At 66.3% G+C, this 25683-nt stretch carries 25 protein-coding genes and 1 pseudogene; 10 read left to right on the top strand and 16 right to left on the bottom strand.

The features are described 5' to 3' along the window. Positions 1-57: 57 nt before the first annotated feature. Both AX730_RS16370 and AX730_RS16365 read right to left on the bottom strand, forming a co-directional pair. Entirely contained in the window at positions 58-999 is a 942-nt protein-coding gene (locus AX730_RS16370; protein WP_062358266.1) for an alpha/beta fold hydrolase, read from the bottom strand. Between the two features lie 80 nt (positions 1000-1079). Next, positions 1080-2543 (bottom strand): catalase, encoded by a 1464-nt coding sequence (locus AX730_RS16365; RefSeq protein WP_062358294.1) that lies wholly within the window; start codon positions 2541-2543, stop codon positions 1080-1082. A 284-nt stretch (positions 2544-2827) separates the two neighbouring features. Between AX730_RS16365 and AX730_RS18600 the strand changes: the two genes are divergently transcribed. From AX730_RS18600 to AX730_RS19505, 3 genes and pseudogenes are all read left to right on the top strand, one after another. After that, entirely contained in the window at positions 2828-3190 is a 363-nt protein-coding gene (locus tag AX730_RS18600; protein WP_198147227.1) for an Atu4866 domain-containing protein, read from the top strand. Then, positions 3072-3389: pseudogene (locus AX730_RS19625) on the top strand (hypothetical protein); the annotation flags it as partial. The gene AX730_RS18600 and the pseudogene AX730_RS19625, both read left to right, overlap by 119 nt. 7 nt (positions 3390-3396) lie before the next feature. Beyond that, on the top strand, positions 3397-3531 hold the full coding sequence (locus AX730_RS19505) for a hypothetical protein (protein ID WP_269747004.1): 135 nt from the start codon (positions 3397-3399) through the stop codon (positions 3529-3531). Positions 3532-3538: 7 nt separating this feature from the next. On the opposite strand, the gene AX730_RS16355 is transcribed toward AX730_RS19505, so the two are convergent. The 3 genes from AX730_RS16355 to AX730_RS16350 are packed head-to-tail and all read right to left on the bottom strand — an operon-like array spanning position 3539 to position 5934. After that, positions 3539-4246: a 2OG-Fe(II) oxygenase gene (locus tag AX730_RS16355; protein WP_062358264.1), complete on the bottom strand. Its 708-nt coding sequence runs from the start codon at positions 4244-4246 to the stop codon at positions 3539-3541. 52 nt (positions 4247-4298) lie between these two features. Continuing rightward, positions 4299-4853 (bottom strand): hypothetical protein, encoded by a 555-nt coding sequence (locus AX730_RS19000; protein ID WP_157074309.1) that lies wholly within the window; start codon positions 4851-4853, stop codon positions 4299-4301. Between the two features lie 49 nt (positions 4854-4902). Next, positions 4903-5934 (bottom strand): class 1 fructose-bisphosphatase, encoded by a 1032-nt coding sequence (locus AX730_RS16350; protein WP_062358293.1) that lies wholly within the window; start codon positions 5932-5934, stop codon positions 4903-4905. Positions 5935-6031: 97 nt separating this feature from the next. Between AX730_RS16350 and AX730_RS16345 the strand changes: the two genes are divergently transcribed. Beyond that, a complete protein-coding gene (locus AX730_RS16345; protein ID WP_198147226.1) occupies positions 6032-7267 on the top strand; it encodes an MgtC/SapB family protein in 1236 nt (411 codons plus the stop codon). Positions 7268-7368: 101 nt separating this feature from the next. Here the strand turns inward: AX730_RS16345 and AX730_RS16340 are convergent, their stop codons facing one another. The 7 genes from AX730_RS16340 to phhA form a co-directional block, all read right to left on the bottom strand. Further along, entirely contained in the window at positions 7369-7998 is a 630-nt protein-coding gene (locus AX730_RS16340) for a response regulator transcription factor (RefSeq protein ID WP_062358262.1), read from the bottom strand. Then, the gene (locus tag AX730_RS16335) at positions 7995-9101 is read right to left on the bottom strand and encodes a sensor histidine kinase (protein ID WP_062358261.1); all 1107 of its coding nucleotides are present in this window, start codon (positions 9099-9101) and stop codon (positions 7995-7997) included. Before AX730_RS16335 ends, AX730_RS16340 begins: the two co-directional genes overlap by 4 nt. 81 nt (positions 9102-9182) lie before the next feature. Next, positions 9183-10376, bottom strand: a complete 1194-nt coding sequence (gene prpF, locus AX730_RS16330; RefSeq protein ID WP_062358260.1) for a 2-methylaconitate cis-trans isomerase PrpF — start codon at positions 10374-10376, stop codon at positions 9183-9185. A 27-nt stretch (positions 10377-10403) separates the two neighbouring features. Continuing rightward, on the bottom strand, positions 10404-10868 hold the full coding sequence (locus AX730_RS16325; protein ID WP_062358259.1) for an SRPBCC family protein: 465 nt from the start codon (positions 10866-10868) through the stop codon (positions 10404-10406). Between the two features lie 43 nt (positions 10869-10911). Further along, positions 10912-13527 carry a Fe/S-dependent 2-methylisocitrate dehydratase AcnD gene (gene acnD, locus AX730_RS16320; RefSeq protein WP_062358258.1) on the bottom strand — a complete coding sequence of 872 codons (2616 nt, stop codon included), beginning with the start codon at positions 13525-13527 and terminating at the stop codon, positions 10912-10914. 150 nt (positions 13528-13677) lie between these two features. Continuing rightward, positions 13678-14133, bottom strand: a complete 456-nt coding sequence (gene azu / locus AX730_RS16315; protein WP_062358257.1) for an azurin — start codon at positions 14131-14133, stop codon at positions 13678-13680. Positions 14134-14176: 43 nt separating this feature from the next. Further along, the gene (gene phhA / locus AX730_RS16310) at positions 14177-15061 is read right to left on the bottom strand and encodes a phenylalanine 4-monooxygenase (protein ID WP_062358256.1); all 885 of its coding nucleotides are present in this window, start codon (positions 15059-15061) and stop codon (positions 14177-14179) included. A gap of 128 nt (positions 15062-15189) precedes the next feature. On the opposite strand from phhA, the gene AX730_RS16305 reads away from it, so the two are divergent. The 3 genes from AX730_RS16305 to AX730_RS16295 all read left to right on the top strand — a co-directional run bounded on the left by AX730_RS16305 (position 15190) and on the right by AX730_RS16295 (position 16817). Beyond that, positions 15190-15669 carry an Lrp/AsnC family transcriptional regulator gene (locus tag AX730_RS16305; protein ID WP_062358255.1) on the top strand — a complete coding sequence of 160 codons (480 nt, stop codon included), beginning with the start codon at positions 15190-15192 and terminating at the stop codon, positions 15667-15669. A gap of 63 nt (positions 15670-15732) precedes the next feature. Further along, positions 15733-16035, top strand: coding sequence for a putative quinol monooxygenase (locus AX730_RS16300; protein WP_062358254.1), 303 nt, complete (start codon positions 15733-15735; stop codon positions 16033-16035). 170 nt (positions 16036-16205) lie between these two features. Then, positions 16206-16817: an HD domain-containing protein gene (locus AX730_RS16295; protein ID WP_062358253.1), complete on the top strand. Its 612-nt coding sequence runs from the start codon at positions 16206-16208 to the stop codon at positions 16815-16817. Positions 16818-16821: 4 nt separating this feature from the next. Here the strand turns inward: AX730_RS16295 and AX730_RS16290 are convergent, their stop codons facing one another. Further along, entirely contained in the window at positions 16822-17859 is a 1038-nt protein-coding gene (locus AX730_RS16290; protein WP_062358252.1) for a patatin-like phospholipase family protein, read from the bottom strand. A gap of 311 nt (positions 17860-18170) precedes the next feature. On the opposite strand from AX730_RS16290, the gene AX730_RS16285 reads away from it, so the two are divergent. Next, a complete protein-coding gene (locus AX730_RS16285) occupies positions 18171-20495 on the top strand; it encodes a TonB-dependent receptor (protein ID WP_062358251.1) in 2325 nt (774 codons plus the stop codon). A 72-nt stretch (positions 20496-20567) separates the two neighbouring features. Here AX730_RS16285 and AX730_RS16280 read toward each other — a convergent pair whose 3' ends face one another. The 3 genes from AX730_RS16280 to AX730_RS16270 form a co-directional block, all read right to left on the bottom strand. Further along, positions 20568-21680, bottom strand: coding sequence for a glycoside hydrolase family 18 protein (locus tag AX730_RS16280; protein ID WP_062358250.1), 1113 nt, complete (start codon positions 21678-21680; stop codon positions 20568-20570). Between the two features lie 53 nt (positions 21681-21733). Next, positions 21734-22513: a rhomboid family intramembrane serine protease gene (locus AX730_RS16275; RefSeq protein ID WP_062358249.1), complete on the bottom strand. Its 780-nt coding sequence runs from the start codon at positions 22511-22513 to the stop codon at positions 21734-21736. A 90-nt stretch (positions 22514-22603) separates the two neighbouring features. Further along, positions 22604-23563, bottom strand: a complete 960-nt coding sequence (locus tag AX730_RS16270; protein ID WP_062358248.1) for a TerC family protein — start codon at positions 23561-23563, stop codon at positions 22604-22606. A gap of 242 nt (positions 23564-23805) precedes the next feature. On the opposite strand from AX730_RS16270, the gene AX730_RS16265 reads away from it, so the two are divergent. Together AX730_RS16265 and AX730_RS16260 are read left to right on the top strand one after the other, a co-directional pair. Next, positions 23806-24975, top strand: coding sequence for a class I SAM-dependent rRNA methyltransferase (locus AX730_RS16265; protein ID WP_062358247.1), 1170 nt, complete (start codon positions 23806-23808; stop codon positions 24973-24975). Between the two features lie 2 nt (positions 24976-24977). Continuing rightward, the gene (locus AX730_RS16260) at positions 24978-25655 is read left to right on the top strand and encodes a 3-keto-disaccharide hydrolase (protein WP_062358246.1); all 678 of its coding nucleotides are present in this window, start codon (positions 24978-24980) and stop codon (positions 25653-25655) included. The last annotated feature ends 28 nt before the right edge of the window (positions 25656-25683 follow it).

The following is a 25683-nucleotide window of genomic DNA, read 5'->3' as shown; positions in this document are numbered from 1 at the left end:
ATGTCCGCCATGAAGCTGCCGCGCATATCGCGCGCAGGCCGTTGCGTGCATGCTCCTTCACTCTCTGAGGAAATCCAGAAGGTCCTGGTTGAGGAGATCCTTGTGGGTATCGGCGATGCCATGCGGTGCGCCGGAGTAGACGATCAGGCGCGCGTCCTTGATCAATGCGGCGGATGCGCGGGCAGAGATGTCGATCGGTACGATCTGGTCGTCGTCGCCATGGATGACCAGGGTCGGTACGTCGAACCTGGCAAGGTCTCCGCGGAAGTCCGTCGCCGAGAACGCCGCAATGGAATCGTAGGTGTTCTTGTGGCCGGCCTGCATGCCTTGTGCCCAGAACGACTGGATCAGTCCCTGGTCGGGCTTGGCGCCGGGCCGGTTGAATCCGAAGAACGGACCCGAGGCAATGTCCAGGTAAAGCTTGGAGCGATTGATGAGCGAATTGACGCGCAGGCCATCGAAGACGTCGAGTGGCAAACCATCTGGATTGCTGTCGGTACGCAACATCAGCGGCGGCACCGCACTGACAAGCACCGCTTTGCGCACGCGCGCGGTGCCATGTCGCCCGATATAGCGAGCGACTTCACCGCCCCCGGTCGAGAAGCCGACCAGCGTCACGTCACGCAGGTCGAGCGTCTGGATCACCGCAGCAAGATCGTCGGCGTAGTGGTCCATGTCGTTGCCATCCCACGGCTGGCTGGAGCGGCCATGGCCCCGGCGGTCATGTGCGATCACCCGATAACCGCGTTCCGCCAGGAACAGCATCTGCGATTCCCAGCTGTCGGCATTCAGTGGCCAGCCATGGCTGAACGTAACGACCTGGCCGTCCTTCGGTCCCCAGTCCTTGTAGTAGAGCTGCACGGCATCGTTGGTCGTGATGATGCCGCCTCTGGAGAGGGACGTTGTGTGCCCCGTGGGTTGCGTAGCATGGGCTTCCGTAGCCAGCTGGGACGACAGGGTCAGCAGTCCAAAGGCAAACGAAGACATCAGAGCGTTCATGGCGTTCCTCATGGTGTGGTTTGAATGGTCTCCACGCGGGCGTACGGACTGATCGCCATACGCCCGTGAGAGACCGCAGGTCAGAAGGGTGGGTCCAGCATGTCCAGGGCCGTGGAGACCCCGGCTCCGAACGCGGGATGTACTTGCCGGAACAGTTCGATCTGTCGTTCCGTGATGCACGCGGGTACACCTTTCATCGCCGCCGCGATGTTGGCGAACAGGCGTTCTCTCTGTGCGCCGTCGAACAGGAGGAACAGCGCACGCGGCTGGCTGAAATCGTCGTTTCCATCTCGATGATCGAACCTCGCGCCGGGACCGCGCAGGTCCAGCGGCGGCTCGGCGAACGACGCGTCCTCCCGCGGCCCCCCGAAGCTGTTCGGCTCGTAGTAGGCGTCCGGATTCGGCATGTTGTCGAAGAAACGCATGGCTCCGTCCTGGTGATAGTGATGGACGGGGCAGCGCGGCCTGTTGACCGGCAGCGCTTCGTAATGCGTGCCGAGGCGGTACCGGTGCGCATCCGCATAGGAGAAGACCCTGGCTTGCAGCATCCTGTCCGGCGAGTGACCAATGCCGCGCACGAGGTTGGACGGACTGAATGCGAGCTGCTCGATCTCGGTGAAGTAGTTCCCGGGATTCCGATTGAGCTCCAGCACGCCGATATCGATCGGTGGAAAGTCCGACTGCGGCCAGACCTTGGTAACGTCGAACGGATTGAAAGGGAAGGCTTCCGCCTGCCCCTGGGTCATCACCTGCAGCTTGACGGTCCACTGCGGGAAATCGCCCGCTTCAATCGCTCCGAACAAGGTCTCCTGATACCCCTCGCGGGTACGCCCCACGATCGCTTCCGCCTCGGCGTTGGTGTAGTGACGATGTCCCTGGCGGGTCTTGAAATGGAACTTCACCCAGACGCGCTCGCCCTTGTCGTTCCACAGGCTGTAGGTATGACTGCCGTAGCCATTCATGTGCATGGGGCTGGCCGGCAAGCCACGATCCGAGAAGAGCGTCGTTACCTGGTGAAGGCTCTCCGGTGACAGGGACCAGAAATCCCACATGGCGGTCGCAGACCTCAGGTGAGTGCGTGGATGACGCTTCTGCGTCCGAATGAAATCCGGGAACTTGAGCGGATCCCGGACGAAGAACACCGGCGTGTTGTTGCCGACCAGGTCCCAGTTGCCTTCCTGCGTGTAGAACTTGAGCGCGAAGCCGCGTACGTCACGCTCATGGTCCGCGGCCCCGCGCTCGCCAGCCACGGTCGAGAAGCGGGCGATCACCGGCGTCTCGGTGCCGGCCTGGAGCACGCTTGCACACGTCAGGTGCGAGATGTCGCCGGTTACCCTGAGTACCCCGTGCGCCCCCCAACCCTTGGCATGGACGACGCGCTCCGGGATCCGCTCGCGGTTCTGGTGAGCCAGCTTCTCGATCAGTTGCAAATCCTGGAGGAGGATCGGGCCGCGCTCCCCTGCAGTAAGACTGTTCTGGTTGTCAGCGACAGGAGCTCCTGCACTGGTGGTCAAGCGTGAGGGAGGGGCATCCTGGTTCGCCATCGTGGGTTTCTCCATACGGGCCGTGCTGCGCATGGACCGGAATTCTGTGGCGTGCTCCAGAGCGTCGCGTCGCTGTTTCTGCTGGCGCGATGCCGATCTTGCGGTTCGATGCAGGCGCGTCGCCGCTCAACGGTGGCCTCGGACTCGCGGGTCTCCGCCCAGCGCATACAGCGAGCACCGGTATCCGAAAGCCGCAACAGCAGCGCCGCGCGAGCAAGAAATGCAACGCGAAGCCAGGGCGAATCCGTCAACGTCCCAGGCACTTCTTCTCGGACGCCACGCCCATGAGCGGAAAGACACATGCGTTGTCAGTCAAGCCGATGGCAGGAATCGCCACTCGACCAGCGTTCCACGAGCGCGAGCGCGCCGTTGGTGAAACGGAGCGCTTCGCGATACGCGAGATTGGCGACGTGATCGGGACGTGGGCGACCTGCGATGGATTCGTTCGCCACACCCTGTTTGCTGACGGCCGTTGCGAGGAGTCGCAGGGCAGCCGCTCGTGTGTGTTCAGCGGCTGCTATGTGCTGCATGGCCAGAGGATCGACTATCAGTACGACGGCGATTTCTTCGGCTACGGCGAGTTCATCAATGGTGAACTACACCAGGGCGGCATGGTACTCCAACGTGCTTCGGATTCTCCGATGTAGTGGTGGTGTCCATGGCCTGCACGAAAGCATTCCAACCGAACATCGTCGAAGGAGTGCTTCCATGACCGTTCGAGATGTCATCTTTCCCGCGAATCAGCATGAACTACACAAACGGCATGGATATTCGCCGGCTATCCGCTCGGATGACCTTGTAGTCGTATCGGGCCAGGTGGGTAGTCGTAGCGATGGCTCGCCCGAGCCGGACTTTGAAGCTCAAGTTCGTCTGGCCTTTGCAAATCTCGCAGGGATACTGCGTGCCGAGCGTGATCGTGGTGGGCGATGCGGAGGCGGCGTTGCGACGCCTGCGTGCGGACATGGACGCGCCCCGCCTGATGGCGTGACCACCGCTCAGCGGCTGGCGTACAGCCGTTCCGCCCGCTGGAACATCACCCAGCTCGTGGCGATGTACTTGTTGCCGTCGAGCGGGCGGTTGCCGCGATGCGTATGCGTGAATGCCGTCGGTGCGATCAGCAGGCTGCCGGTGCGCGGCACGATCTTGCGTTGCTGGTGGAAGAATTCGGTTTCGCCCGCGCTGAAATCGTCGTTCAGGTAGAGCGTCCACAACACGTGGCGATGGAGCGTTTCCGCATCAGCCGCTTTCGGAAACAGCTCGCAATGCCAGTACGGATATCCACCCTCACCGGCGGCGTAGCGTTGCAGGTTGATCCGGCCAGGCACGAAGACCTTCATCACCAGCTTCATCAGTGCAGCATCGTCCATGCCCGCGATGTCGTCGTAGCGCAGCCGCCGCAGCGTGCCTTCCACATCCGGCTGCTGCAGCATCAGCGGGGCGATCAGGCTGAAGGGATAGGTACGCAGGTACTTCTGCAGGCCGGTGAGCACCGCCAGGTTGAGGTGCTGTTCCACGTCGCGCCACGCGGCCTGGCCCGTGATGCTGATGTCGCGGCTGTGCTTGAGCTCGGGATAGTGGCCACCACCGACACGCCCCGGTTCGTCCTGTCCGCTGCCGTCGAAGCGCGCGACGATGGAGCGACACGTGTCCGCGTCGAGCGCGTCGGGGTAGACCTCGATGAAGTCGGCAGTAGCGGCTTTCATCCGAGGATTCCAGACGCGCAATGAATGGTTGTCGACATGGAGGATCGCTATGTCACTTGTTGCGTGGCTTGCCACGGGTAAGCCGAAGATCGTACTCGGGTGGAGACTGTACCGCGTGAGTCAGTCTGCAGCCTCGACCAAGCATCTCTGAAGCGCCAGGTCCTACGTAGAACGCATTGATGCGAGTGAACAGTTTGCCGATGGCATTGGAAAAAGCGGATTGAATCGACTTTGCAACGGGTGTATCCGACACGGTGGCGACTCGCCCTGATATGAGTGTATCGGGTGAGAACAGGCCACCATGCGCAAAGGTGACGCTGTCGGGATTGGTCAATTGATCCACCGCATACCGGATGCCGCCAGCGCTTTGCGGAACCTGGCGGACATCGATGATATGGCCAGACAAGGTGATCAGGTACGTGGGATTGTTTGCAGATGAGCCTTCAGCGGGCAAGTTCAAGCTGGGAAGCTGAGCGCCCGCTTCGATGATGGTGACGTGGGGGAACTCGAAGAGTCCCGTGAGCGAATAGGCGAGACTGAGCTTTTTCTCTGCCTGCTCCAAAACGGGCAACAAATCATTTGGCGTCGCAAAGAAGTGTCGCTGCATCCTGCATGCACCCAGCATTGAATCCTGATCACGACTTTACCCTGTCGGATCACGCTGCTGCGGTGTCATGAGCCAGGTGATAACCGACCGCCGCTTCCACTTCCTTCTTCGAGCCCAGGAACACCGGCACGCGCTGGTGCAGCTGGGTGGGGCGCAGCGACAGGATGTCCTCGCGGCCGGTGCTGGCGGCACCGCCCGCCTGTTCCACCAGCATGCCCATCGGGTTGGCTTCGTACATCAGGCGCAGCTTGCCGGCCTTGCCCGGGTCCTTGCGGTCCCACGGGTAGATGAAGATGCCGCCGCGGGTCAGGATGCGGTGCACGTCGGCGACCATGCTGGCGATCCAGCGCATGTTGAAGTCCTTGCCGCGCGGGCCTTCCTTGCCGGCGAGCAGGTCGGTGACATAGCCCTGCATCGGCGCTTCCCAGTGGCGCTGGTTGGACATGTTGATGGCGAATTCCCTTGTCTCCTCCGGAATCCGCATGTCGCGCTGGGTCAGCACGAACGCGCCCTGCTCGCGGTCCAGGGTGAACGCATGGGTGCCGTTGCCCGTGGTGAGCACCAGCATCGTGCTCGGGCCGTAGATGCAGTAGCCGGCGGCAACCTGGTCGCGGCCGGGTTGCAGGAAGTGCTCGTCGCCCGGTGTCGTCACGCCGTCCGGGCTGCGCAGCACGGAGAAGATGGTGCCGACCGAGACGTTGACGTCGATGTTGGAGCTGCCGTCCAGCGGGTCGAACAGCAGCAGGAAGCCGCCGCGCGGATAGGCGTCCGGGATCGGCTGGCTGTGGTCCATTTCCTCCGATGCGCACGCTGCCAGATGACCACCCCAGGCATTGGCTTCCAGCAGGATGTCGTTGCTCAGCACGTCCAGTTTCTTCTGCGCCTCGCCCTGCACGTTGCCGGTGCCGGCGTCGCCCAGCACGCCGCCCAGCGCGCCCTTGCTGACCGCGATGGAGATGCTGGTGCAGGCGCGGGCGACCACCGCGATCAGCTGGCGCAGGTCGGCGCTGATGCGGCCGGCGCGCTGTTCTTCGATCAGGTAGCGGCTCAGCGAGACGGCGGACGGAGCGGGAGCGGGCATGATGGGGTCCACGGCGAAGGTGGCGCGCATTGTCCGGGTTGACGAGACCAATGCAAGACCATTCGTTATGCTCGCGGCCCTGAACGAGGAAGGATGGATGGACGAAGCGACCCCGCAGACCTGGCTGGCCCTGTCCTCCGCGTTGGGCCTGGGCCTGCTGATCGGGCTGGTACGGGAACGCAGCGGTGGCCGCGGGTACCGGATCGCCGGCCTGCGCACGCATGCGCTGGTCGCGTTGATGGCAGCGGTCGCAGCGATGCTGGGATCGATGGCCGTGCTGGTCGGGCTGGGCGTGGTCGGCGTGCTGGCCGCCATGGCCTACCGCGCCACGCAGCAGGACGATCCGGGACTGACCAGCGAAGTGACGCTGGTGCTGACCTTTCTGCTGGGCGCCCTGGCCCTGCGGTTTCCGGCGCTGGCGACCGGCCTGGCGGTCGTGGTCGCGGCACTGGTGTACGCCAAGGAGACATTGCATGAGCTGACCCGCGAGACCTTCAGCGAGCGGGAAGTCTTCGACGGTCTGCTGTTGCTGGCCTCGGCGCTGGTGATCCTGCCGATCCTGCCGGACCGCCCCATTGGCCCATTCGAGGCGATCAACCTGGCGACGATCTGGAAGCTGGTGGTGCTGGTGATGGCGGTCAGCGCGCTGGGTCACATCGTGCTGCGGGTGGTCGGCAACCGTTGGGGACTGGCGGCGGCGGGCTTCTTCGCCGGTTACGTGTCGTCGACCGCGGCGACGATCGGCTTTGGCCAGCGGGCGAAGCAAACACCGGCGCTGATGCGTTCGGCGGTGGCGGCTGCGCTGCTGTCCAACCTGGCGTCGCTGACGTTGTGCGTGCCGATCCTGTGGGCGGTGTCGCCGCCGCTGTTGCGCGACCTGCTGCCGGAGCTGTGCGCGATCGGTGCCGTGTTGCTGGCCGGCGGCCTCATCGGCCTGCGCGCGGGTCGCGAGGAAACGGTGAAGCCGCCGACGTCGGAAAGCCGCATGTTCCGTTTCGGCCAGGCGCTGGGCTTTGCGCTGCTGGTCGCGGTGTTGACCTTCGTCGCGGCGGCGCTGGCAGCATGGATCGGCCCCCGTGGCGCGATGGCCGCGGCCGCACTGTCGGCGATGGCCGAACTGCAGGCGGCGGTGGCCACGCTGGCCAACCAGTTTTCGCGTGGCGGGTTGGAAGCGGCCGAGGCGCGGTGGTGGATGCTCGCCCTGCTCGCCGCCAGCCTGACCGCGAAATCGGTGATCGCGTGGGTCAGTGGTGGCGCGGCCTACGGGCTGCGCGTGTCCGCCGGCCTGATGCTGGCGCTGGTCGCCGGTGCGGCGATGGTGTGGGTGTTCTGACGAAGGGTGTGCTGTTGTGGGAGCGACGTAAGTCGCGATGCCTTTTCACTGGCACCCCATCGCGACTTGCGTCGCTCCCACAACCGCGCGATCGCTGGCCCTCAGATGATCCGCAACGTGATCGCCTTCAGCACGGCGCGGGTGCGGTCGCGCGTGCCCAGTTTGTCGAGGATGGTGGAGACATAGTTCTTCACCGTGCCTTCGGCGAGAAAGAGCGTGCGCGCGATTTCCTTGTTCGAGTAGCCGCCGGCGAGCAGGCGCAGGATCGCGACCTCGCGCTCGCTGAAGGTGTCGGTGGGCGGTGCCTCATCGCGGAAGCGGAAGCGCGCACGCACCGGATCCGTGCTGACCGGCTGCAACAGCGTCTCGCCGGCAGCCACGCGCTGGATGGCATCATGCAGGTCTTCCGGCGCAGCGTCCTTCAGCAGGAAGCCCTGCGCGCCGGCATCGGTCGCGCGCAGCAGCAGGTCGCTGTCGTCGAACGTGGTGAGCAGCAGGAACGGCGTGCGGTCGCCGCGTTCGCGCAGCTTGATCAACGCGTCGATGCCATCCACGCCCGGCATGCGGATGTCGCTGAGCACCACATCCACCGGCTGCGACTCCAGTCTGGCCAACAGGTCGGCGCCGTCGTCGGCTTCGAACACCACCTCCACCTGCTGCGCTTTCAGCAGGGCGCGCAGGCCGGCGCGCACCAGGGCCTGGTCGTCGGCGAGGGCGACGCGCACGCTCATGCCGGCAACCTCACGTCCAGGCGCAGGCCACCGGTCGCACTGGTGCCGAACTGCAGCTCGCCACCCAGCGCCGCGACGCGCTCGCGGATGCCCGATACGCCGTTGCCCTCGCGCATGCGGCCGTTCATGCGGCCGTCGTCTTCGATCTGCAGGTGCATGCCTGCCTCCTCGTTCTTCAATGACACGGTCAGCGTCTCCGCACTGGCATGGCGGGCCGCGTTGGTCAGGCACTCCTGCACGATGCGCAGCAGCGATTCGGCAACGGCGGGGTCGTCGACCTTCACGTCGTCCCCGATATGCAGGGCCAGCATGGGTCTGGGCAGCGGCGCAGCGAGGGCACGGATCGCGGTCTGCAGGTCCAGTCCGCGCGAGTCGCGCATGGCCTGCACGACGCTGCGGATATCGTCCAGCAACTCGCTGGACAGTTGCTGCGCGATGCGGACCTCGTCGCGTCCCGCCAGCGCGGGATCGCTGGCCAGTGCACGCAGATTGAGCTTCATCGCCGTGAGTTTGTGCCCGGCCACGTCATGCAGTTCGCGCGCGACACGCAGGCGTTCGGCATCGCGCGCACTGTCGGCCAGCAGGGCACGCGTGGCCAGCAGGTCCGCGTTGACACGCGCGAGCGCGTCGCGGGACTCCTCGGCCCGGCGCGCATAGTGCACGCACAGGCCGGCGAGTGCCTGGAAGCCCATGTTGATCAGCGTCATCGTGAAGGGCGCGCCGAATTCGTGGTGCACCAGCATCAGGTAGAAACCGAAGTTCAACAGCGCCGCCGCGCCGATCAGCCACCGCGGCGACAGCACGTTCGTGGCGCAGGCCACCCAGACCACCAGCAGGACCTGCGCCGTGCCCAGCCGCGTGGTCAGCCAGGCCAGCAGCAGGCACAGGCCCGCCATCGCCGCCAACGCCAGCCATCGTCGGCGCAGCCAGTCCTTGGGTCCGACGGCAAAGAACAGGAAGCAGGCGGCGTAACCCGCCAACGCCGCAGCGGCGGCAGGCAGCACGTCGGGCGGCAGGAAGCGCAGACCCAACGCGACGGCAGCGAGCGTGAACACGCCCGCCAGCGTCATGGGTTCGCGAAGTCGATTCAGGGTCAGCCACATGCGCCCATGCTGTCGTGCGCGCGGCGCCGAGGCAATGGCCTCGGCGAAAGTGGTGACTTCCGGCAGGTCAGCCTGTCGTCGTCAGAACGCGTCGCCCGGCACGCGTACCGCGCCTTCCATCAGCACGCGCGCGCTGCGGCTCATCACCGCCCTGGTCACCACCCACGTGCCGTCTACCTGTTTGACGTCCGCACCGACGCGCAGCGTGCCGGATGGATGCCCGAACACCAGCACCTCGCGCGTGCCGCCGCCCGCCGCTGCATTCACCAGCGTGCCCGGTACCGCGGCCGCGGTGGCGATGGCGACCGATGCCGTGCCCATCATCGCGTGGTGCAGCTTGCCCATCGACATGGCACGCGCCAGCAGGTCGATCTCGCCGGCCTTTACCGGCTTGCCGCTCGACGACACGTAGTCTTTCGGCGGCGCGACGAACGCCACCTTCGGGGTCAGCGGACGCTTCGCCGCAGCGGCGACATCGGCGACGAGGCCCATGCGCACGGCGCCATGCGCACGGATGGCTTCCAGCTTCTCCAGTGCGACCTCGTCTTCGTTGATCGCGCCCTGCAGCTCGGTGCCGTCATAACCCAACGCTGCCGCTTCCACGAACACCACCGGCACGCCGGCGTTGATCATCGTCGCTTTGAACACGCCCACGCCTGGCACGTCGAGGTCGTCGACCAGGTGGCCGGTCGGGAACATCGCGCCACCCCCGTCGCCGTCGCCCTCATCTGCCGGATCGATGAATTCGAGCTGCACTTCCGCCGCCGGGAACGTCACGCCATCGAGTTCGAAGTCGCCGGTTTCCTGCACCTCGCCGTTGGTCACCTGCACGTGGGCGACGATGGTCTTGTGGATATTGGCCTGCCAGATGCGGACCGTCACCGTGCCGTTCTCGGGAATGCGCGCTGCATCGATGAAACCGTTGGCGATGGCGAACGGACCGACCGCCGACGACAGGTTGCCGCAGTTGCCGCTCCAGTCGATGAAGGACTCATTGATCGGCACTTGTCCGTACAGATAGTCCACGTCATGCCCCGGCTGCGTGGCCGGCGCAATGATCACCACCTTGCTGGTGCTCGACGTCGCCCCGCCCATGCCGTCGGTGTGCTTGCCGTAGGGATCGGGCGAACCGATCACCCGGCCCAGCAGCGCATCGCGCACCGGACCCGGTGCCTGCGCACGCTCCGGAAGATCCTGCAGGCGGAAGAACACGCCTTTCGACGTGCCACCACGCATGTAGGTGGCGGGGATGCGGATCTGGGGGACGTGGGACATGGAATGGATTTCCGTTGTGGTGACGGCTCACGCGCCGTCGGGAATCTCGGGTTCGACCAGTTTCGCCAGCAGCTCCAGCGACTCCTGCCAGCCCTGGTAGCAGAAGTCGACCGGGATCGCGGCGGGAATGCCTTCCTGCACGACGTTCAGTTCGGTGCCGGCGATGCTCTGCTTCAGCGTCACCGTGACCTGCATCTGGCCCGGCAGGCCGGGGTTGTCGAACTGGTCGGTGTAGCGCAGCAGTTCGTTCTCCACCAGTTCCACGTACGTGCCGCCGAAGGAATGGCTGGAGCCCGTGCCGAAATTGGTGAACGACATCGTGTAGCCACCGCCCACGCGGGCATCCATCGAATGGACCTTGCCGGTGAAGCCGTGCGGCGGCAGCCACTTCACCATCGCATCCGGATCGAGGAAGGCACGGTAGACGCGCGACGGCGGTGCGCGCAGCACGCGGTGCAGGCGGACGGTACCGGGTGTGGCGTTGTCGGACATGATCGGACTCCTGTGCGGTGGGTGTACCGAAACGACGAACGGGTCAGGCCGCTTTCGACGCGTCGAGGAAATCCTGCGCGAACCGCTGCAGCACCCCGCCCGCCTCGTAGATCGACACTTCCTCGTCCGAGTCCAGGCGGCAGATCACGGGTACCTGCACCGTCTCGCCGCTGGCGCGGTGGATCACCAGCGTCAATTCCGTACGCGGCCGGCGCTCGCCGACCACGTCGAAGATCTCGGTGCCGTCGATGCCGTAGGTCTTGCGCGTTTCGCCCGCCTTGAACTCCAGCGGCAGCACGCCCATGCCGATGAGGTTGGTGCGATGGATGCGCTCGAAGCCTTCCGCCACGATCGCTTCCACGCCGGCCAGCCGCACGCCCTTCGCCGCCCAGTCGCGCGAACTGCCCTGTCCGTAGTCGGCGCCGGCGATGATGACGAGCGGCTGCTTGCGGTCCATGTAGGTTTCGATGGCTTCCCACATGCGCACGACCTGCCCGTCCGGCTCGATGCGCGCCAGCGAACCCTTCTTCACGTCGCCATCGACCACCGCCATCTCGTTGAGCAGCTGCGGATTGGCGAACGTCGCGCGCTGCGCGGTCAGGTGGTCGCCGCGGTGCGTGGCGTATGAATTGAAGTCCTCTTCCGGCAGGCCCATCTTCGCCAGGTACTCGCCGGCTGCGCTCGACGCGAGAATCGCGTTCGACGGCGACAGGTGGTCGGTGGTGATGTTGTCGCCGAGCACGGCCAGCGGACGCATGCCGCGTAGCGTGCGTTCGCCGGCCAGCGCGCCTTCCCAGTACGGCGGGCGGCGGATGTACGTGCTCTGCGGCCGCCACGCGTACAACGGGTCGACCTTGCCGCCGTGCTCCACACGCACGTTGAACATCGGCTCGTAGACCTTGCGGAACTGCGCCGGCTTGACGCTCGCCTTGACGATGGCGTCGATTTCTTCGTCGCTGGGCCAGAGGTCCTTCAGCGTGATCGCGTTGCCGTCTGCATCGAAGCCCAGTGCATCCTTCTCGATGTCGAAGCGCACGGTGCCGGCGATGGCGTAGGCAATCACCAGCGGTGGCGAAGCGAGGAAGGCCTGCTTCGCGTACGGATGGATGCGGCCGTCGAAGTTGCGGTTGCCCGACAGCACGGCGGTCGCGTACAGGTCGCGAGCGATGATTTCCTGCTGGATCGCAGGATCCAGCGCGCCGCTCATGCCGTTGCACGTCGTGCAGGCGAACGCGACGATACCGAAGCCGAGCTTCTCCAGGTCGGGCAGCAGGCCGGATTCTTCCAGGTACAGCTGCACGGCCTTCGAGCCCGGCGCGAGCGACGACTTCACCCACGGCTTGCGGAACAGGCCTTTCGCATTGGCGTTGCGTGCCAGCAGCGCAGCCGCAATGACGTTGCGCGGGTTGCTGGTGTTGGTGCACGACGTGATGGCGGCGATGATCACCGCGCCGTCCGGCATCAGGCCCTGCGCTTCCTCGACCTTGCCGGCTTCCAGCTTGGCTTCATCGGCGATGCCGCGTTCGGCCAGCGCGCTGGTCGGCAACCGCTTGTGCGGGTTCGACGGGCCGGCCATGTTGCGCACGACGGTGGACAGGTCGAAGTGCAGCGTGCGCTCGTACTGCGCGGTCGCCAGGTCGTCGGCCCACAGGCCGGCGGTCTTCGCATAGGTCTCGACCAGCGCGACCTGCTCGTCGCTGCGGCCGGTCAGGCGCAGGTAGTCCAGCGTGTTGTCGTCGATGAAGAACATCGCCGCGGTCGCACCGTACTCGGGCGCCATGTTGGAAATCGTCGCGCGGTCGCCGATGGTCAACGCCGCCGCGCCTTCGCCGCGGAATTCCAGGTAGGCGCCGACCACCTTTTCCTTGCGCAGGAATTCGGTCAATGCCAACACCACGTCGGTGGCGGTGATACCCGGCTGCGGCTTTCCGCTGAGTTCGACGCCGACGATGTCCGGCGTGCGCATCCACGAGGCGCGGCCGAGCATGACGTTCTCCGCTTCCAGGCCGCCGACGCCGACGGCGATGACGCCCAGCGCGTCCACATGCGGCGTGTGGCTGTCGGTGCCGACGCAGGTGTCGGGGAATGCAACGCCGTCCTGCACGTACACGACAGGCGACATCTTCTCCAGATTGATCTGGTGCATGATCCCGTTGCCCGGCGGGATCACGTCGACGTTCTTGAACGCCAGCTTGGTCCAGTCGATGAAGTGGAACCGGTCCTCGTTGCGGCGGTCCTCGATGGCGCGGTTCTTGTTGAACGCGTCCGGGTCGTAGCCGCCGCATTCCACCGCCAGCGAGTGGTCGACGATCAGCTGCACCGGCACCACCGGGTTCACCTGCGCCGGATCGCCGCCCATGTCGGCGATGGCGTCGCGCAGGCCGGCCAGGTCGACCAAGGCTGTCTGGCCGAGGATGTCGTGGCAAACCACGCGCACCGGGAACCAGGGGAAATCCACGTCGCGGCGTCGCTCGATGAGCTGGCGCAGGTAGTCGTCGCGGCGGGCGGGATCGGCACGCCGCACGATGTTCTCGGCATGCACGCGCGCGGTGTACGACAGCGTGGCCCAGGCGCCCGCTTGCAGGGCATCGACCGCGGCGTGCGCGTCGTAATAGTCGAGCGCGGTGCCCGGGAGTGAGGTGCGGTAGTCGGTATTCATGGCGTGCCGTCTGCTGTGAACGGGGCGCGCGCAGTGCAGTCCTGGCGCGTCCGGACATGCTACCGGAGGCACGCGTTACCGCAGGGAGATGGCGCCCGCCGTCGGAAAGAAATCGCCGATGCGTTGACGGAGACCATCAACCTGCACCGGTCATTCGAAGACCAGCGTGCCCTTCATCATGTTCCAGTGGCCGGGGAACGAACAGAAGAAGGTGTAGTCGCCGCCCGTCCGCAGGCGCGACGTCGGGAACACGACCTCGGTCGTCTGCCCGCCTCCGATCACCGGCGTATGCGCGATCACCCGCGCATCGTTGCGTGGCACGTAGGCATCGGCCAGCTTCATGCGGCCGCCCGCCAGCCCGACCTCGCGATGGTGCCGCGTTTCGGTCAGCACCCAGTTGTGCCCCATCGCCTGCGCCGGCATGCGGCCGACATGCTTCAACACCACCCGCAGCTGCGCGCAGTCACCGGGTACGCGGATGGTCTTCAGGTTGAAGGACATCATGTCCGTCGCCTCGATCGTCACCGCGCAGTTGCGTGCGAAGGCAGCGTTGGAGACGGAGAGCAGCGCGCAGAGCGCGATCAGCGGAAACAGGCGTCGAAGCATCGGGCATCCATGGGGAAAGGGATACCCGATTGTAAGCGGTGCGTCAGACGTCGCCGCCCTCCGCCCAGCCTTCGCCGGTGCCACGGGTGTAGACCGTGTCGCCATCCAGCACGTTGCCGGCAGGAATGGCGTCCTGCTTTTCGAGCTGTGCATAGATCGGCGTGAAGTCGGGCGCGGTGGCGTTCATCAGCTGCTCGAAGCTGTCGATGACGAAGTAGGTCTTCTGGAATGTGTCGATGCGGTAGCGCGTGCGCATGATCCGCTCCAGGTCGAAGCCGATGCGGTTGGGTGCATCCGATTCCAGCGAGTACAGCGACTCGCCCTTCGACGACACGATGCCGGCGCCGTAGATGCGCAGGCCATCGGGCGTGTTGATCAGCCCGAACTCGACGGTGTACCAGTACAGGCGGGTCAGGTGCTGCAGCGCGTCGGTACCGATGCCGTGCGCCTTCACGCCGCCCTTGCCGTAGGCCTCCATGTAGTCGGCGAACACCGGATTCATCAGCAGCGGCACGTGGCCGAACAGGTCGTGGAACAGGTCGGGTTCGGCGATGTAGTCGATCTGGTCGGGACGGCGGATCCACCAGGTCACCGGGAAGCGGCGGTTGGCCAGGTGGTCGAAGAACTCCAGCTCCGGCAGCAGGCCTTCCACGCCGACCAGCGTCCAGCCGGTGGTCGCGCGCAGCACCCCGTTGAGCTCATCAAAGCGGGGGATGCGGTCCGGGCTCATGCCCATGGCGTCCTGCGCCTGCAGGAACTCGTCGCAGGCGCGGCCCACCAGCAGGGCGCGCTGGCGTTCGTACAGCGTGCCCCAGGTGGCGTGGTCATCGGCCGGGTAGTCGGCGGGTTGGTCCACCAGGGCGGTCGTGTAGACCGGCACATAGCCCTTGTCGGTCTGCTGGTGCTCGACGCGGCGCGGCTCGTTCATGGTGTTCCCCGGACGGACTGGTGAAGGAACGATGCTAGCCGCAGATCCGCGCAACAGGCTTGCAAAGTTGCGCCTGTGCCGACCAATGGCGCAAGGATCGTGCATGAACAGGCTATCCTGTGCAGCATATGACCGAATCGGCGACACTCGACCGCACCGACCTGCGCCTGCTGGCCCTGCTGCAGCGGGACGGCCGCGCCACCAACGCCGACATCGCCGCGCAGGTGAACCTGTCGCCGTCGGCCTGCCTGCGCCGCATCCAGCGGCTGGAAGCGACCGGGGTGATCGCCGGCTACGCGGCACGCGTCGATCCGAAGGCGATCGGCATGGGCCTGCAGGCCTTCGTGCGCGTGCAACTGGAAAAGCACGACCCGGCCAGCGTCCAGCATTTCGGCGATAGCGTGCGGGCCTGGGACGAAGTAGTGGCCTGCTATGCGCTGACCGGCGACATGGACTACCTGCTGCACGTGGTGGTCCAGGACCTGGAGCATTTCTCGCGCTTCCTGCTGGACGGGCTGCTCAATGCCAGCGGCGTGGCCGATGTGAATTCGAGTTTCGTGCTGCGCGCGGTGAAGACCGATGCGGGCCTGCCGTTGCCGAAGGCCTGAACGAGGACATCGCCTGTCCGCGTCGCGTGCTACAACGCGCTCGCCCTCCACGGAGAACCCGCCATGTACGGACTGATCGGCAAGATGCGCGCCACGCCGGGCCAGCGCGATGCGCTGCTCGCGATCCTGCTCGACGGCACCGACGCCATGCCCGGTTGCCTGAGCTACGTGATCGCACAGGATCCCGCCGACGCGGACGCGATCTGGATCACCGAGGTCTGGACCGATGCGGCCAGCCACAAGGCCTCGCTGTCGCTACCGGCCGTGCAGCAGGCGATCGCCAAGGCGCGCCCGCTGATCGCCGGCTTCGACAGCCATGTCGAGACCGTGCCGGTTGGCGGGCATGGGTTGCCTTCTCCCTTGTAGGAGCGACGTAAGTCGCGACCGCATGACGTGAGCGCCATGAAGCACAGGCACGACCATGCAGTCGTCGCTCCAGGATCACTTCCCTCCCTCACGTCCCGACAGGACAGGTGTGCGGTCGCGACTTACGTCGCTCCTACAATGGGAACACCGCCCCCGGCCTGGACTACCTTATGGATAGCTTCCTCACCTCCTGGCAACGCGCCTGGGCCGGCATCGGCGCAGCGGGCGAGGGCGCTGCGTTGTTCGCACGATTGAAGGCGGCCTACGCGGAACCACAGCGCCACTACCACACGCTGCAACACCTCGGCGAATGCCTGGCGACGTTCGACGACGTGCAGCCGCATGCCGAGCATCCGCACGAGGTGGAACTCGCGCTGTGGTTCCATGACGCGGTCTACGACATCAAGGGCCACGACAACGAACTGCGCAGCGCCGACTGGGCGCGCGATGCACTACTCGACGCAGGTGTCGCACCGGCTTCCGCACAGCACGTGCATGACCTGGTGATGGCGACGCGACATACCGCAGTGCCATCCGACGGTGACCAACAGCTGCTCGTCGACATCGACCTGTCGATCCTCGGTGCCGAGCGCGCGCGCTTCGACGAATACGAGCAGCAGATCCGCAAGGAGTACGCCTACGTGCCGGGCTTCCTGTTCCGGCGCAAGCGGCGCGAAATCCTGAAGGGTTTCCTCGACCGGCCGGCGATCTACAGCACGCCCGACTTCCACGCCGCGCTGGAGGCGAGGGCGCGCGACAACCTGCGTCGCGTGACGTCGTAGGCGGTTACGGCTTCACCGGCTGGCCGGTCGCGTCGCACTTCACGTCGCGGCCGAACAGCTTGCCCAGTCGCGAAGGTTCTTCCAGGCAGCGTGGGTCCGGCTTGGGCGGTGCGTGCTTGGCCGCGTGCGCGGCAGTGCGCGTGCGCTGCAGTTCGGCGAGCTTCGCCTTGATCTGCGGCATCGCCGCCAACGCGGCACGCTCGCCCTCGAGGATGGCGTTGTTCTTCTGCTCGAAGTCGGCCGGTCCGATGTCGTTGACCTTCGGGCGGATGACGATGTCGGCGCGCGCCAGTTCCTGTTCGCCCAGGCGCTGGCCCATGATGCCGATGGACTGGTTGACGATGCCCAGCATGCTGCCGGGCTTGGTGCCGGGCGCCTTGGTGGAGATGTCCACGGCGATGACGAAGTCCGCGCCCAGCTGGCGCGCCGCATCCACCGGCACCGGGCTGACCACGCCGCCGTCGACATAGCTGGCCTTGCCGATCACCACCGGTTCGAACACGCCGGGGATGCTGCTCGACGCGCGCACGGCCTGCCCGGTATTGCCACGGACGAACACCGTGCGCTCGCCGTTCTCCAGTTGCGTGGACACGGCGGCGAACGGCTTCCTGAGTTGCTGGATGGTGCGCTTGCCGACCAGGTCGTTGACGTAGTCCTGCAGCTTCTGGCCCTGCACCAGGCCGCCGGAGAACAGGCGCACGTCGCGGATCTTCGCTTCGTCCAGGGCGAAGGCCTGCTTCTGCATCTGGAACGGGTCCATGCCGCTGGCGTACAGCGCACCGACCACGCTGCCGGCGCTGGTGCCGGAGACGATCTGCGGTTCGATGCCGTTGGCCTCCAGCATCTTGATGGCGCCGATGTGCGCGAAGCCCTTGGCCGCACCGCCACCCAGCGCGATGCCGACCTTGAGCTTCGGTGCGGGCGGCACCGTCGCGACGGGTACGGGCGGCGGGGTTGGCCTGACGTTGTCGCCGCCGCATGCGGCGAGCAGGACGGCACAGCAAGCGAACAGGAAGGGACGCGAACGACGGATCAGGCGCATGGGTCAGGCGGGGTGGGGCGACCAGCGGCGGAGCATACAGGGCACGGCTGCAACGGAGCCGAACCGTGGCGGTGCGGCGGGTCGGGTCGCCTCGATGCCGGGCCTGCCAGCGCCGACGAGAGGAGTTGCCCGCCCGCTGAACGTACCCGTCGCGCCCTGCGCGTACGGACATCCGGGTCGCCGCGGGCAACCGGGATTACCTTCGGCGGGAATGGGACTTCCGGCCATTGCCCCCCTTGTTGCTGTAATGCAACATTCGCGTGCTAGCGCCGCCAGGCGCCCCGAACCCCACCCACTCGGAAAGCCCCGCCATGTCCCCAGTCCGCCCGGCCACCGTCCGGCTGCATCGCCTCGCCTTTGCCATCGCCGCCCTGCTGCCGTTCGGCACCGCTTTCGCCCAGGAAACACCCGCGTCCACCGCGCCGGCCGCGCCGGCCGCGCAGAGCGCCGCCACGCTCGACACCGTGCAGGTCACCGCGCAGCGCAAGGTCGAGAACATCCAGGACGTGCCGGTCTCCATCAGCACCATCAACGGCGAACAGCTGGGCGTGCTGACCTCCGGCGGCACGGACATCCGCTTCCTGTCGGGCCGCGTCCCCAGCCTCAACGTCGAGTCCTCGTTCGGCCGCGCCTTCCCGCGCTTCTACATCCGCGGCTACGGCAACACCGACTTCCGCCTCAACACCTCGCAGCCGGTCTCGCTGGTGTACGACGACGTGGTGCAGGAAAACCCGATCCTGAAGGGCTTCCCGCTGTTCGACCTGGAGCAGGTCGAAGTGCTGCGCGGTCCGCAGGGTTCGCTGTTCGGCCGCAACACGCCGGCCGGCGTGGTGAAGTTCGAATCGGCCAAGCCGTCGCAGGAAACCAGCGGCTACGGCAAGGTCGGCGTGGGCAGCGACAACATGTGGAACGTCGAAGGCGCCGTCGGCGGCGCGCTGAGCCCGAACTGGTCCGCGCGTGCGTCGGTGCTCTACCAGCGCCGCGACGACTGGGTGACCAACACCTATCCGGGTCCGAGCGACGGTTTCGAGGGCTACGACGAATCCGCCGGCCGCGTGCAGTTCCTGTACGAAGGCGACGGCTTCGAGGCGCTGTTCAATGCGCATGCGCGCAAGCTCAACGGCACCGCCCGCCTGTTCCGCGCCAACATCATCGACCCGGGCACCAACAACTTCGTCCCCGGCTTTGATGAGGACAAGGTGTCGCAGGACGGCCTGAACTATTCCGAGCTGGAGTCGCAGGGCGCCAGCGCGCGCCTCAACTGGGACATCGGCGACTACAAGCTGTACTCGATCACCGGCTATGAAAGCGTCGAGACGATCAACCGCGGCGACATCGATGGCGGCTACGGTGCGGTATTCCTGCCCGATTCCGGTCCTGGCGTGATCCCGTTCGCGTCCGAAACCGCCGACGGCATTCCCGATCATTCGCAGTGGACGCAGGAGTTCCGGATCGAATCCGAATATGCCGGTCCGTGGAACTGGCAGGCCGGCCTGTTCTACTTCAAGGAAGACTACCGGGTCGAAAGCTTCAGCTACGACTCGTTGAACAACAGTGCGCAGGATGGCTACCAGCGCATCCGCCAGACCAACGACGCCTGGGCCGTGTTCGGCGCAGCGACGTGGCAGGCGACCGACAAGCTGGAACTGCGCGCCGGCCTGCGCTACACCGTCGACGAGAAGAAGCTGACGGTCGAGGACTACTGGAACACCGGCTTCGCCGCCTGCGTGCTGGCGGGCAAGTGCACGCTGGCGCAGTTGGCCGCGCTGGAGCCCGATGGCGACCTGTCGGCGTCGCCGGAAGACAAGAAGTTCAACTGGGACCTGTCGGCCACGTACGCGGTCAGCGATGACGTCAACCTGTACGCGCGCGCCGCCACCGGCTTCCGTGGCAGCAGCATCCAGGCCGCAGGCGCGTTCAACGGCAAGTCCGTTGCCGGTCCGGAAACCGTCACCTCGATCGAGACGGGCGTGAAGGCGGACTTCTGGGACAAGCGCGCGCGCGTCAGCGCGGGCGTCTTCTACTACCGCATCAAGGACCAGCAGCTGACCGCCGTCGGCGGTGCCGCCAACGCCAACATCCTGCTCAATGCCGAGAAGTCGGTGGGCAAGGGCTTCGAACTGGATTTCCAGGCCTACGTGCTGGACAACCTGCTGGTCACGCTGGGCAGCAGCTACAACGACACCGAGATCAAGGACGACGACCTGAACGTGGCCGTCTGCGCCGCCTGCACCGTCACCGACGAAGAGGTGCTGGATCAGAACGGCGATCCGACGGGTCGGTACTACATTGGCGGCAACCAGCTGCCGCAGGCGCCGAAGTGGGTGCATAACCTGACGGCGCGCTACAGCATCGGCATGGGCGATGGCAGCGAGCTGTATGTCTACACCGACTGGGCGTACCGCAGCGAAGTGAACTTCTTCCTGTACGACTCCATCGAGTTCACCGGCAAGTCGTCGCTGGAAGGCGGCCTGCGCGTGGGTTACGGCTGGGGCTATGGCGACTACGAGGTTGCCCTGTTCGGCCGCAACATCACCGACCAGCGCCGCATCGTCGGTGGCATCGACTTCAACAACCTGACCGGCTTCATCAACGAGCCGCGGACGGTGGGCGTGGAGTTCAGCGCGAAGTTCTGATCCACCGGTTCCCGATCGCGGGAACCTGGCATCGAAGGAAGGCGCCATCCTCGCGGGTGGCGCCTTCTCTCGTCATGGGTGGTACAAGCCGTCGCGCAGCGCGTCGAGCAGGGTGCCGTCGTCCTGGCGATGCTCCCAGTACATGACGCCACCCAGCCCGCGTTCGCGCACGAACGCCGCCTTGGCCCGCAATGCTTGCGGGTCCTCGTAGGTGACGAAGCTCGCCTCGTCCTCGTTCCACAGCCACGCGGCCTGCGCGTCCGCATCCCAATGACGGACGTAGCCATTGCGGCCGAGGTAGTCCGCCCGCAGCTCGCGCCACGACAGGAAGGCCGCATGTTCGCCGTAGGCCTGGTGCAGGCCGTGGTTCGTGCGCTGCACGCGCACGAACTTGTGTCCGTAGAACGCGGCGCCGACGTTGAGCTTGGCCGGCGGCACGCCGCCCGCGAGGAATTCGTCGACGGCCGCCACCGTCGTGCGCGCGTCCGCGGGTGCAGACGCGGATGTGCCGAGTGCCGCGTGATGGCCCGTGGTCACCGTAAGGCTGCCGAAGAAGTCGTAGGTCATCAGGTTGATCCAGTCCAGCAGCGGCACGATGCGCGGAACATCGAGCCCGCGCGCCGCTTCGCCATCCGCGGCGGCGATGGTCAACAGGTAGTGGCGTCCATCGGCTTTGCCCAGCGCATCGAGACGGTCGCGCACCGCCTGCAGCAGGCGGGTGAAGTTGCCGCGGTCCGCCGGGCTGTGGCTGATGCCGGGGCCGGGCAGGGTCGGGTACTCCCAGTCGATGTCGATGCCGTCCAGCCAGTGCTGCGTCACCAAGCGCGCCGCGCTCTCGGCGAACGTCGCACGTGCGGCATCGCTGGCGGCGGCTTCGGAGAAGTTACCGGAGCCCCAGCCACCGATCGACAGCAGCAGCTTCAGGTCCGGATTCTCGGACTTCAGCGCATTGAGGCCGGCGAGTGCGGCCGTCGCGGTGTCGCCGCGCAGGACGATCCCGTGGGCCTCATCGACATGCGCGAAGGCGAAGTTGATCGCGTCCAGCTTGCGCGCATCGATGGACGGCAGCGTCGCGCCGTCCATCACGTAGCCGATCACGATGGGGCGACGTGCGGATGTGTCGGCGTGACCGGCAAACGGCCACAGCGCGATCAGCGCCAGCAGGCAGGTAGCGAAGCGGGACACGGGCACTCCACGGTGATCGCCACGCGGGCCGGGACGCCACTATAGCCGCGCGTCTACTCCGGCTTGCGCGGAGGGAAATGCAGCACCACGCCACGCTGTTCTTCGTCCGGATGCTCCGGGCGCACCCACAGCAGCGGGACTTCGCGGGGTGCAGGCAGTTCGAGCTCGTCGTCGCTACCGGCGGCGGCTTCTTCTTCCTCGATTTCCCAGCTGTATTTCTTGCGTGGCAGTTCGGGGTCCAGGCGGCGGAACAGGAACGCCGCGATCAGGCCCGCGACGGCGCCACCGAGATGCGCCTGCCACGAGACGCCGGCTTCGCGCGGCAGGATGGTCAGCACCATGCCGCCGTAGAACAGGAACGCGATCATGCCGGCGGCGATCGCCGCGCGGTCGCGACGCAGCAGGCCGAGCATGAACACCATGAACATCAGGCCGTGGGTCAGGCCGCTCGCGCCCAGCGTATGCGTGCCGGGTTCGGCCAGCAGCCACGGCCCCAGGCCCGAACCGAGCCATACCAGCGGGATCGCCCACAGCGTGGCGCGTGGATACACCGCGCCGGCCAGCGTGCCGAGGATCAGCAGCGCCGACGCGTTCGCCGCGATGTGCTCCAGCGAGCCGTGCAGCAGCGGTGCGGTGAGGATGCCGAGCAGGCCCTCCGCCGACAGCGGCATGATGGTGAAGGCGCGCACGTCGAAGCTGTTCTGCGCCGAATACACGATGGCCAGCATCAGCACGAACGCCAGACTCATGTTCAGCGCGCGCAGGAGGCGCTTGCGGTCGTAGCGCTGCTGGTTTTCCGGATCGAACGCCGGGTCGTCGGGATGCAGGTCCATGGTCCAGTTCTGGCGGCGGCCTGGGCGAATGCAAGGCCGGGTGCCGATGGACAGACCATCCCGCGGGCGGGATGGTCTGCCGGTGCTGCGTCAGGCGGCGGGATCGGCCTTCTGCGGCCGCGCCAGGCTCAGCGCGACGGTTACGGCCAGGATCGCCGCCACCGTGCCCAGCGCCCACGGCACCGGGATCTTGTAGATATCGATCAGCAGCATCTTGGTGCCGATGAAGCCCAGCACCACCGCCAAGCCGTAAGGCAGCAGGTGGAAGCGGTCGGCCATGCCGGCCAGCAGGAAGAACATCGCGCGCAGGCCCAGCACCGCGAACACGTTCGAGGTCAGCACGATGAACGGGTCCGAGGTGATGGCGAAGATCGCCGGGATGCTGTCCACCGCGAAGATCACGTCGGTCACGCCGATCAGCACGAGCACCACGAACAGCGGGGTGAACCAGCGCACGCCGTTCTCGCGCACGCTCAGCGCCGCGCCGCGGTAGCCGTCGGTCAGCTTGAGGTGCCCGCGCATCCAGCGCAGCGCGGGGTTCTTCTCCAGGTCCGGCTCCTTGCCGGCGGCGAACCACATCTTGATGCCGGTCAACAGCAGGAACGCACCGAAGAGATAGAGCAGCCAGTGGAACTTCGCCAGCAGCGCCGCACCGGCGAAGATCAGGATGCTGCGCAGGACGATGGCACCCAGGATGCCGATGACCAGCACGCGCTGGCGCTGTTCCTCGGGCACGGCGAAGTAGGTCATCACCATCAGGAAGACGAAGATGTTGTCGACCGCCAGCGCCTTCTCGACCAGATAACCGGTCAGGAACTCCAGGCCCACGCGATTGGCTTCCACCAGCCCCGCGGTCTCGTTGACGTACCACCACAGGCCGCCGTTGAAGGCCATCGCCAGCGCGACCCAGCCCAGGCTCCACCACATCGCTTCCTTGAACGTGACCTTGTGCGGCCCGCCGTGGCGCATCAGCACCAGGTCGACCAGCAGCGCGATCACCACCAGGCCGCCGAAGCCGGCCCACAACCAGGGGTTGCCAATCGTTTCCATCGAGATTCCAGAAAAAAGTGGAGGACGGCCGCGGGCGCGGACATCTCGGGAACCGGAAAACGGGGATCCAGGGTATGCCTTCGCCATCGCGGCGAAGGTCTCGCTCACAGCCCGGTGGGCTGCCGTGGGACCGGAGCATCGCTGCTCGAAATGACGGCCGGCACGTTGGGAGCTACTCCCCTTCTGCCGCGGATTGTCCGGATGGCGCCCGGTGCGGTCAACCACGCGGGTAAAATGCGTTCATGAACACGCCCAACCCGACCGTACGCCTGAAGAACGCCTGGCGTTCCAGCCACCCGTGGATTTTCCAGAAACTGGTCGAGAAGCCGACCGCCAAGCCCAAGCCCGGCACGGTCGTGGAGGTGGTCGGCGTGGACGGCGAGTGGATCGGCCGCGGCTTCTACAACGGCCATTCGCGCATCGCCGTGCGCATCCTGGAGACCCATCCCGACATCCCGGTGGATGCCGGCTGGTTCTCGCGCAAGATCGCGGCGGCCGTCTCGCTGCGCCGCGACGTGCTGAAGCTGGACGCCACCACCGACGCCTGGCGCGTCGTGCATGCCGAAGGCGACGGCCTGTCCGGCCTGGTGGTGGACCGCTACGGCGACCTGATCGTGGTGGAGTTCTTCGCCGCCGGCATGTTCCGCCACCGCGAATGGATCTACGAGGCGCTGCGCGAGCAGTTCCCCGGCTGCCGCTTCCACAGCTTCGCCGACGAGCACGTGCAGAAGCAGGAGAGCTTCGAGTTCCACGGCAACACGACGACCGAAGCCGCTGTCATCACCGAATACGGGGTCAAGTTCCGCGCCGATCCCGCGGGCGCGCACAAGACCGGGTTCTTCGCCGACCAGCGCGAGAACCGCGAATGGCTGAGCCAGCAGGTCGAAGGCAAGAGCGTGCTCGACCTGTGCTGCAACACCGGCGGTTTCGCCGTGTACGCCGCGGCGCGCGGCGCGTCCGAGGTCATCGGCGTGGACATCGACCAGGACGTCATCCAGATCGCCAAGGGCAACGCCAAGCTCAACAACACGCGTCCGAAGTTCGTGCAGGCCGACATCTTCCCGTACCTGCGCGACGCGGCGAACCGCGGTGAGCAGTACGACGTGGTGATCCTCGATCCGGCCAAGATGACCCGCGACCGCGAGCAGGTGATCGCCGCGCTGAAGAAGTACCTCGACATGAACAAGCTGGCGCTGGGCGTGGTGAAGCCGGGTGGCCTGTTCGCCACGTTCTCGTGCACCGGCCTGGTCAGCGAGGAGCAGTTCCTCGACATGCTGCGCCGCGCGGCCTACTTCTCCGGCCGCACCATCCAGATACTGAAGGTCGCCGGCGCCGGCCCCGATCATCCCTTCATGGCGCACGTGCAGGAATCGCGCTACCTGAAGGCGGTGTTCTGCCGCGTGGTCGACTGAGCATGCAGGACGCGCGCGGCCTGCGGATCGTTCCGGTCCTGCTTGCCGCGTTGCTGGCCGGCTGCGCGTCCACGCCGGCCACGCCCTGGCAATCGCTCGTCGATGCATCGCAATGGCGCAGTGTCGGCGGCGCCACGCTGGATCCGCGCTGGCGGGTCCGCGACGGCGAACTCATGCTGACCGAAGCCGGTGGCGGCGACATCCTCAGCGTCGGCACGTATGGCGATTTCGAGTTGGAACTGGAGTGGCGGCTGCCGACCGGCGGCAACAGCGGGCTGTTCTACCGCGCTGTCGATGCATCGCCGGTATGGGCGCGCGCGGTGGAGTACCAGTTGCTCGACGACCGCGACGCGGAAGACCGCATCGTGCCCAGCCATCGCGCCGGCGCCGTCTATGATCTGGTCGTGCCCGCGCGCGAGGTGCTGCGCCCCATCGACCGGTACAACCAGGCGCGCGTCGTGGCTTGCGGTCCGCGGGTGGAGCATTGGCTCAATGGCGAACGCGTCGCGGTGTACGACGCGGACAGCGCCGACTGGCAGCGCCGCGTAGCGTCCAGCAAGTTCGCCGGACAGGCGGAGTTCGCGAAGGCGCGCCGCGGCCATCTCGCGTTGCAGGACCACGGCAACGCGGTGCATATCCGGGGCATGCGCATCCGCGCGCTGGGACCGGATTGCCCGTAGGGTCCGCTGTGGGAGCGACGTAAGTCGC

It is taken from the genome of Pseudoxanthomonas mexicana (assembly GCF_001556105.1).
GTDB classification, from domain to species: domain Bacteria; phylum Pseudomonadota; class Gammaproteobacteria; order Xanthomonadales; family Xanthomonadaceae; genus Pseudoxanthomonas_A; species Pseudoxanthomonas_A mexicana_A.
The sequence above is the reverse complement of the archived record's forward strand: the minus strand, read 5'-3'. Positions and strand labels throughout refer to the sequence as shown.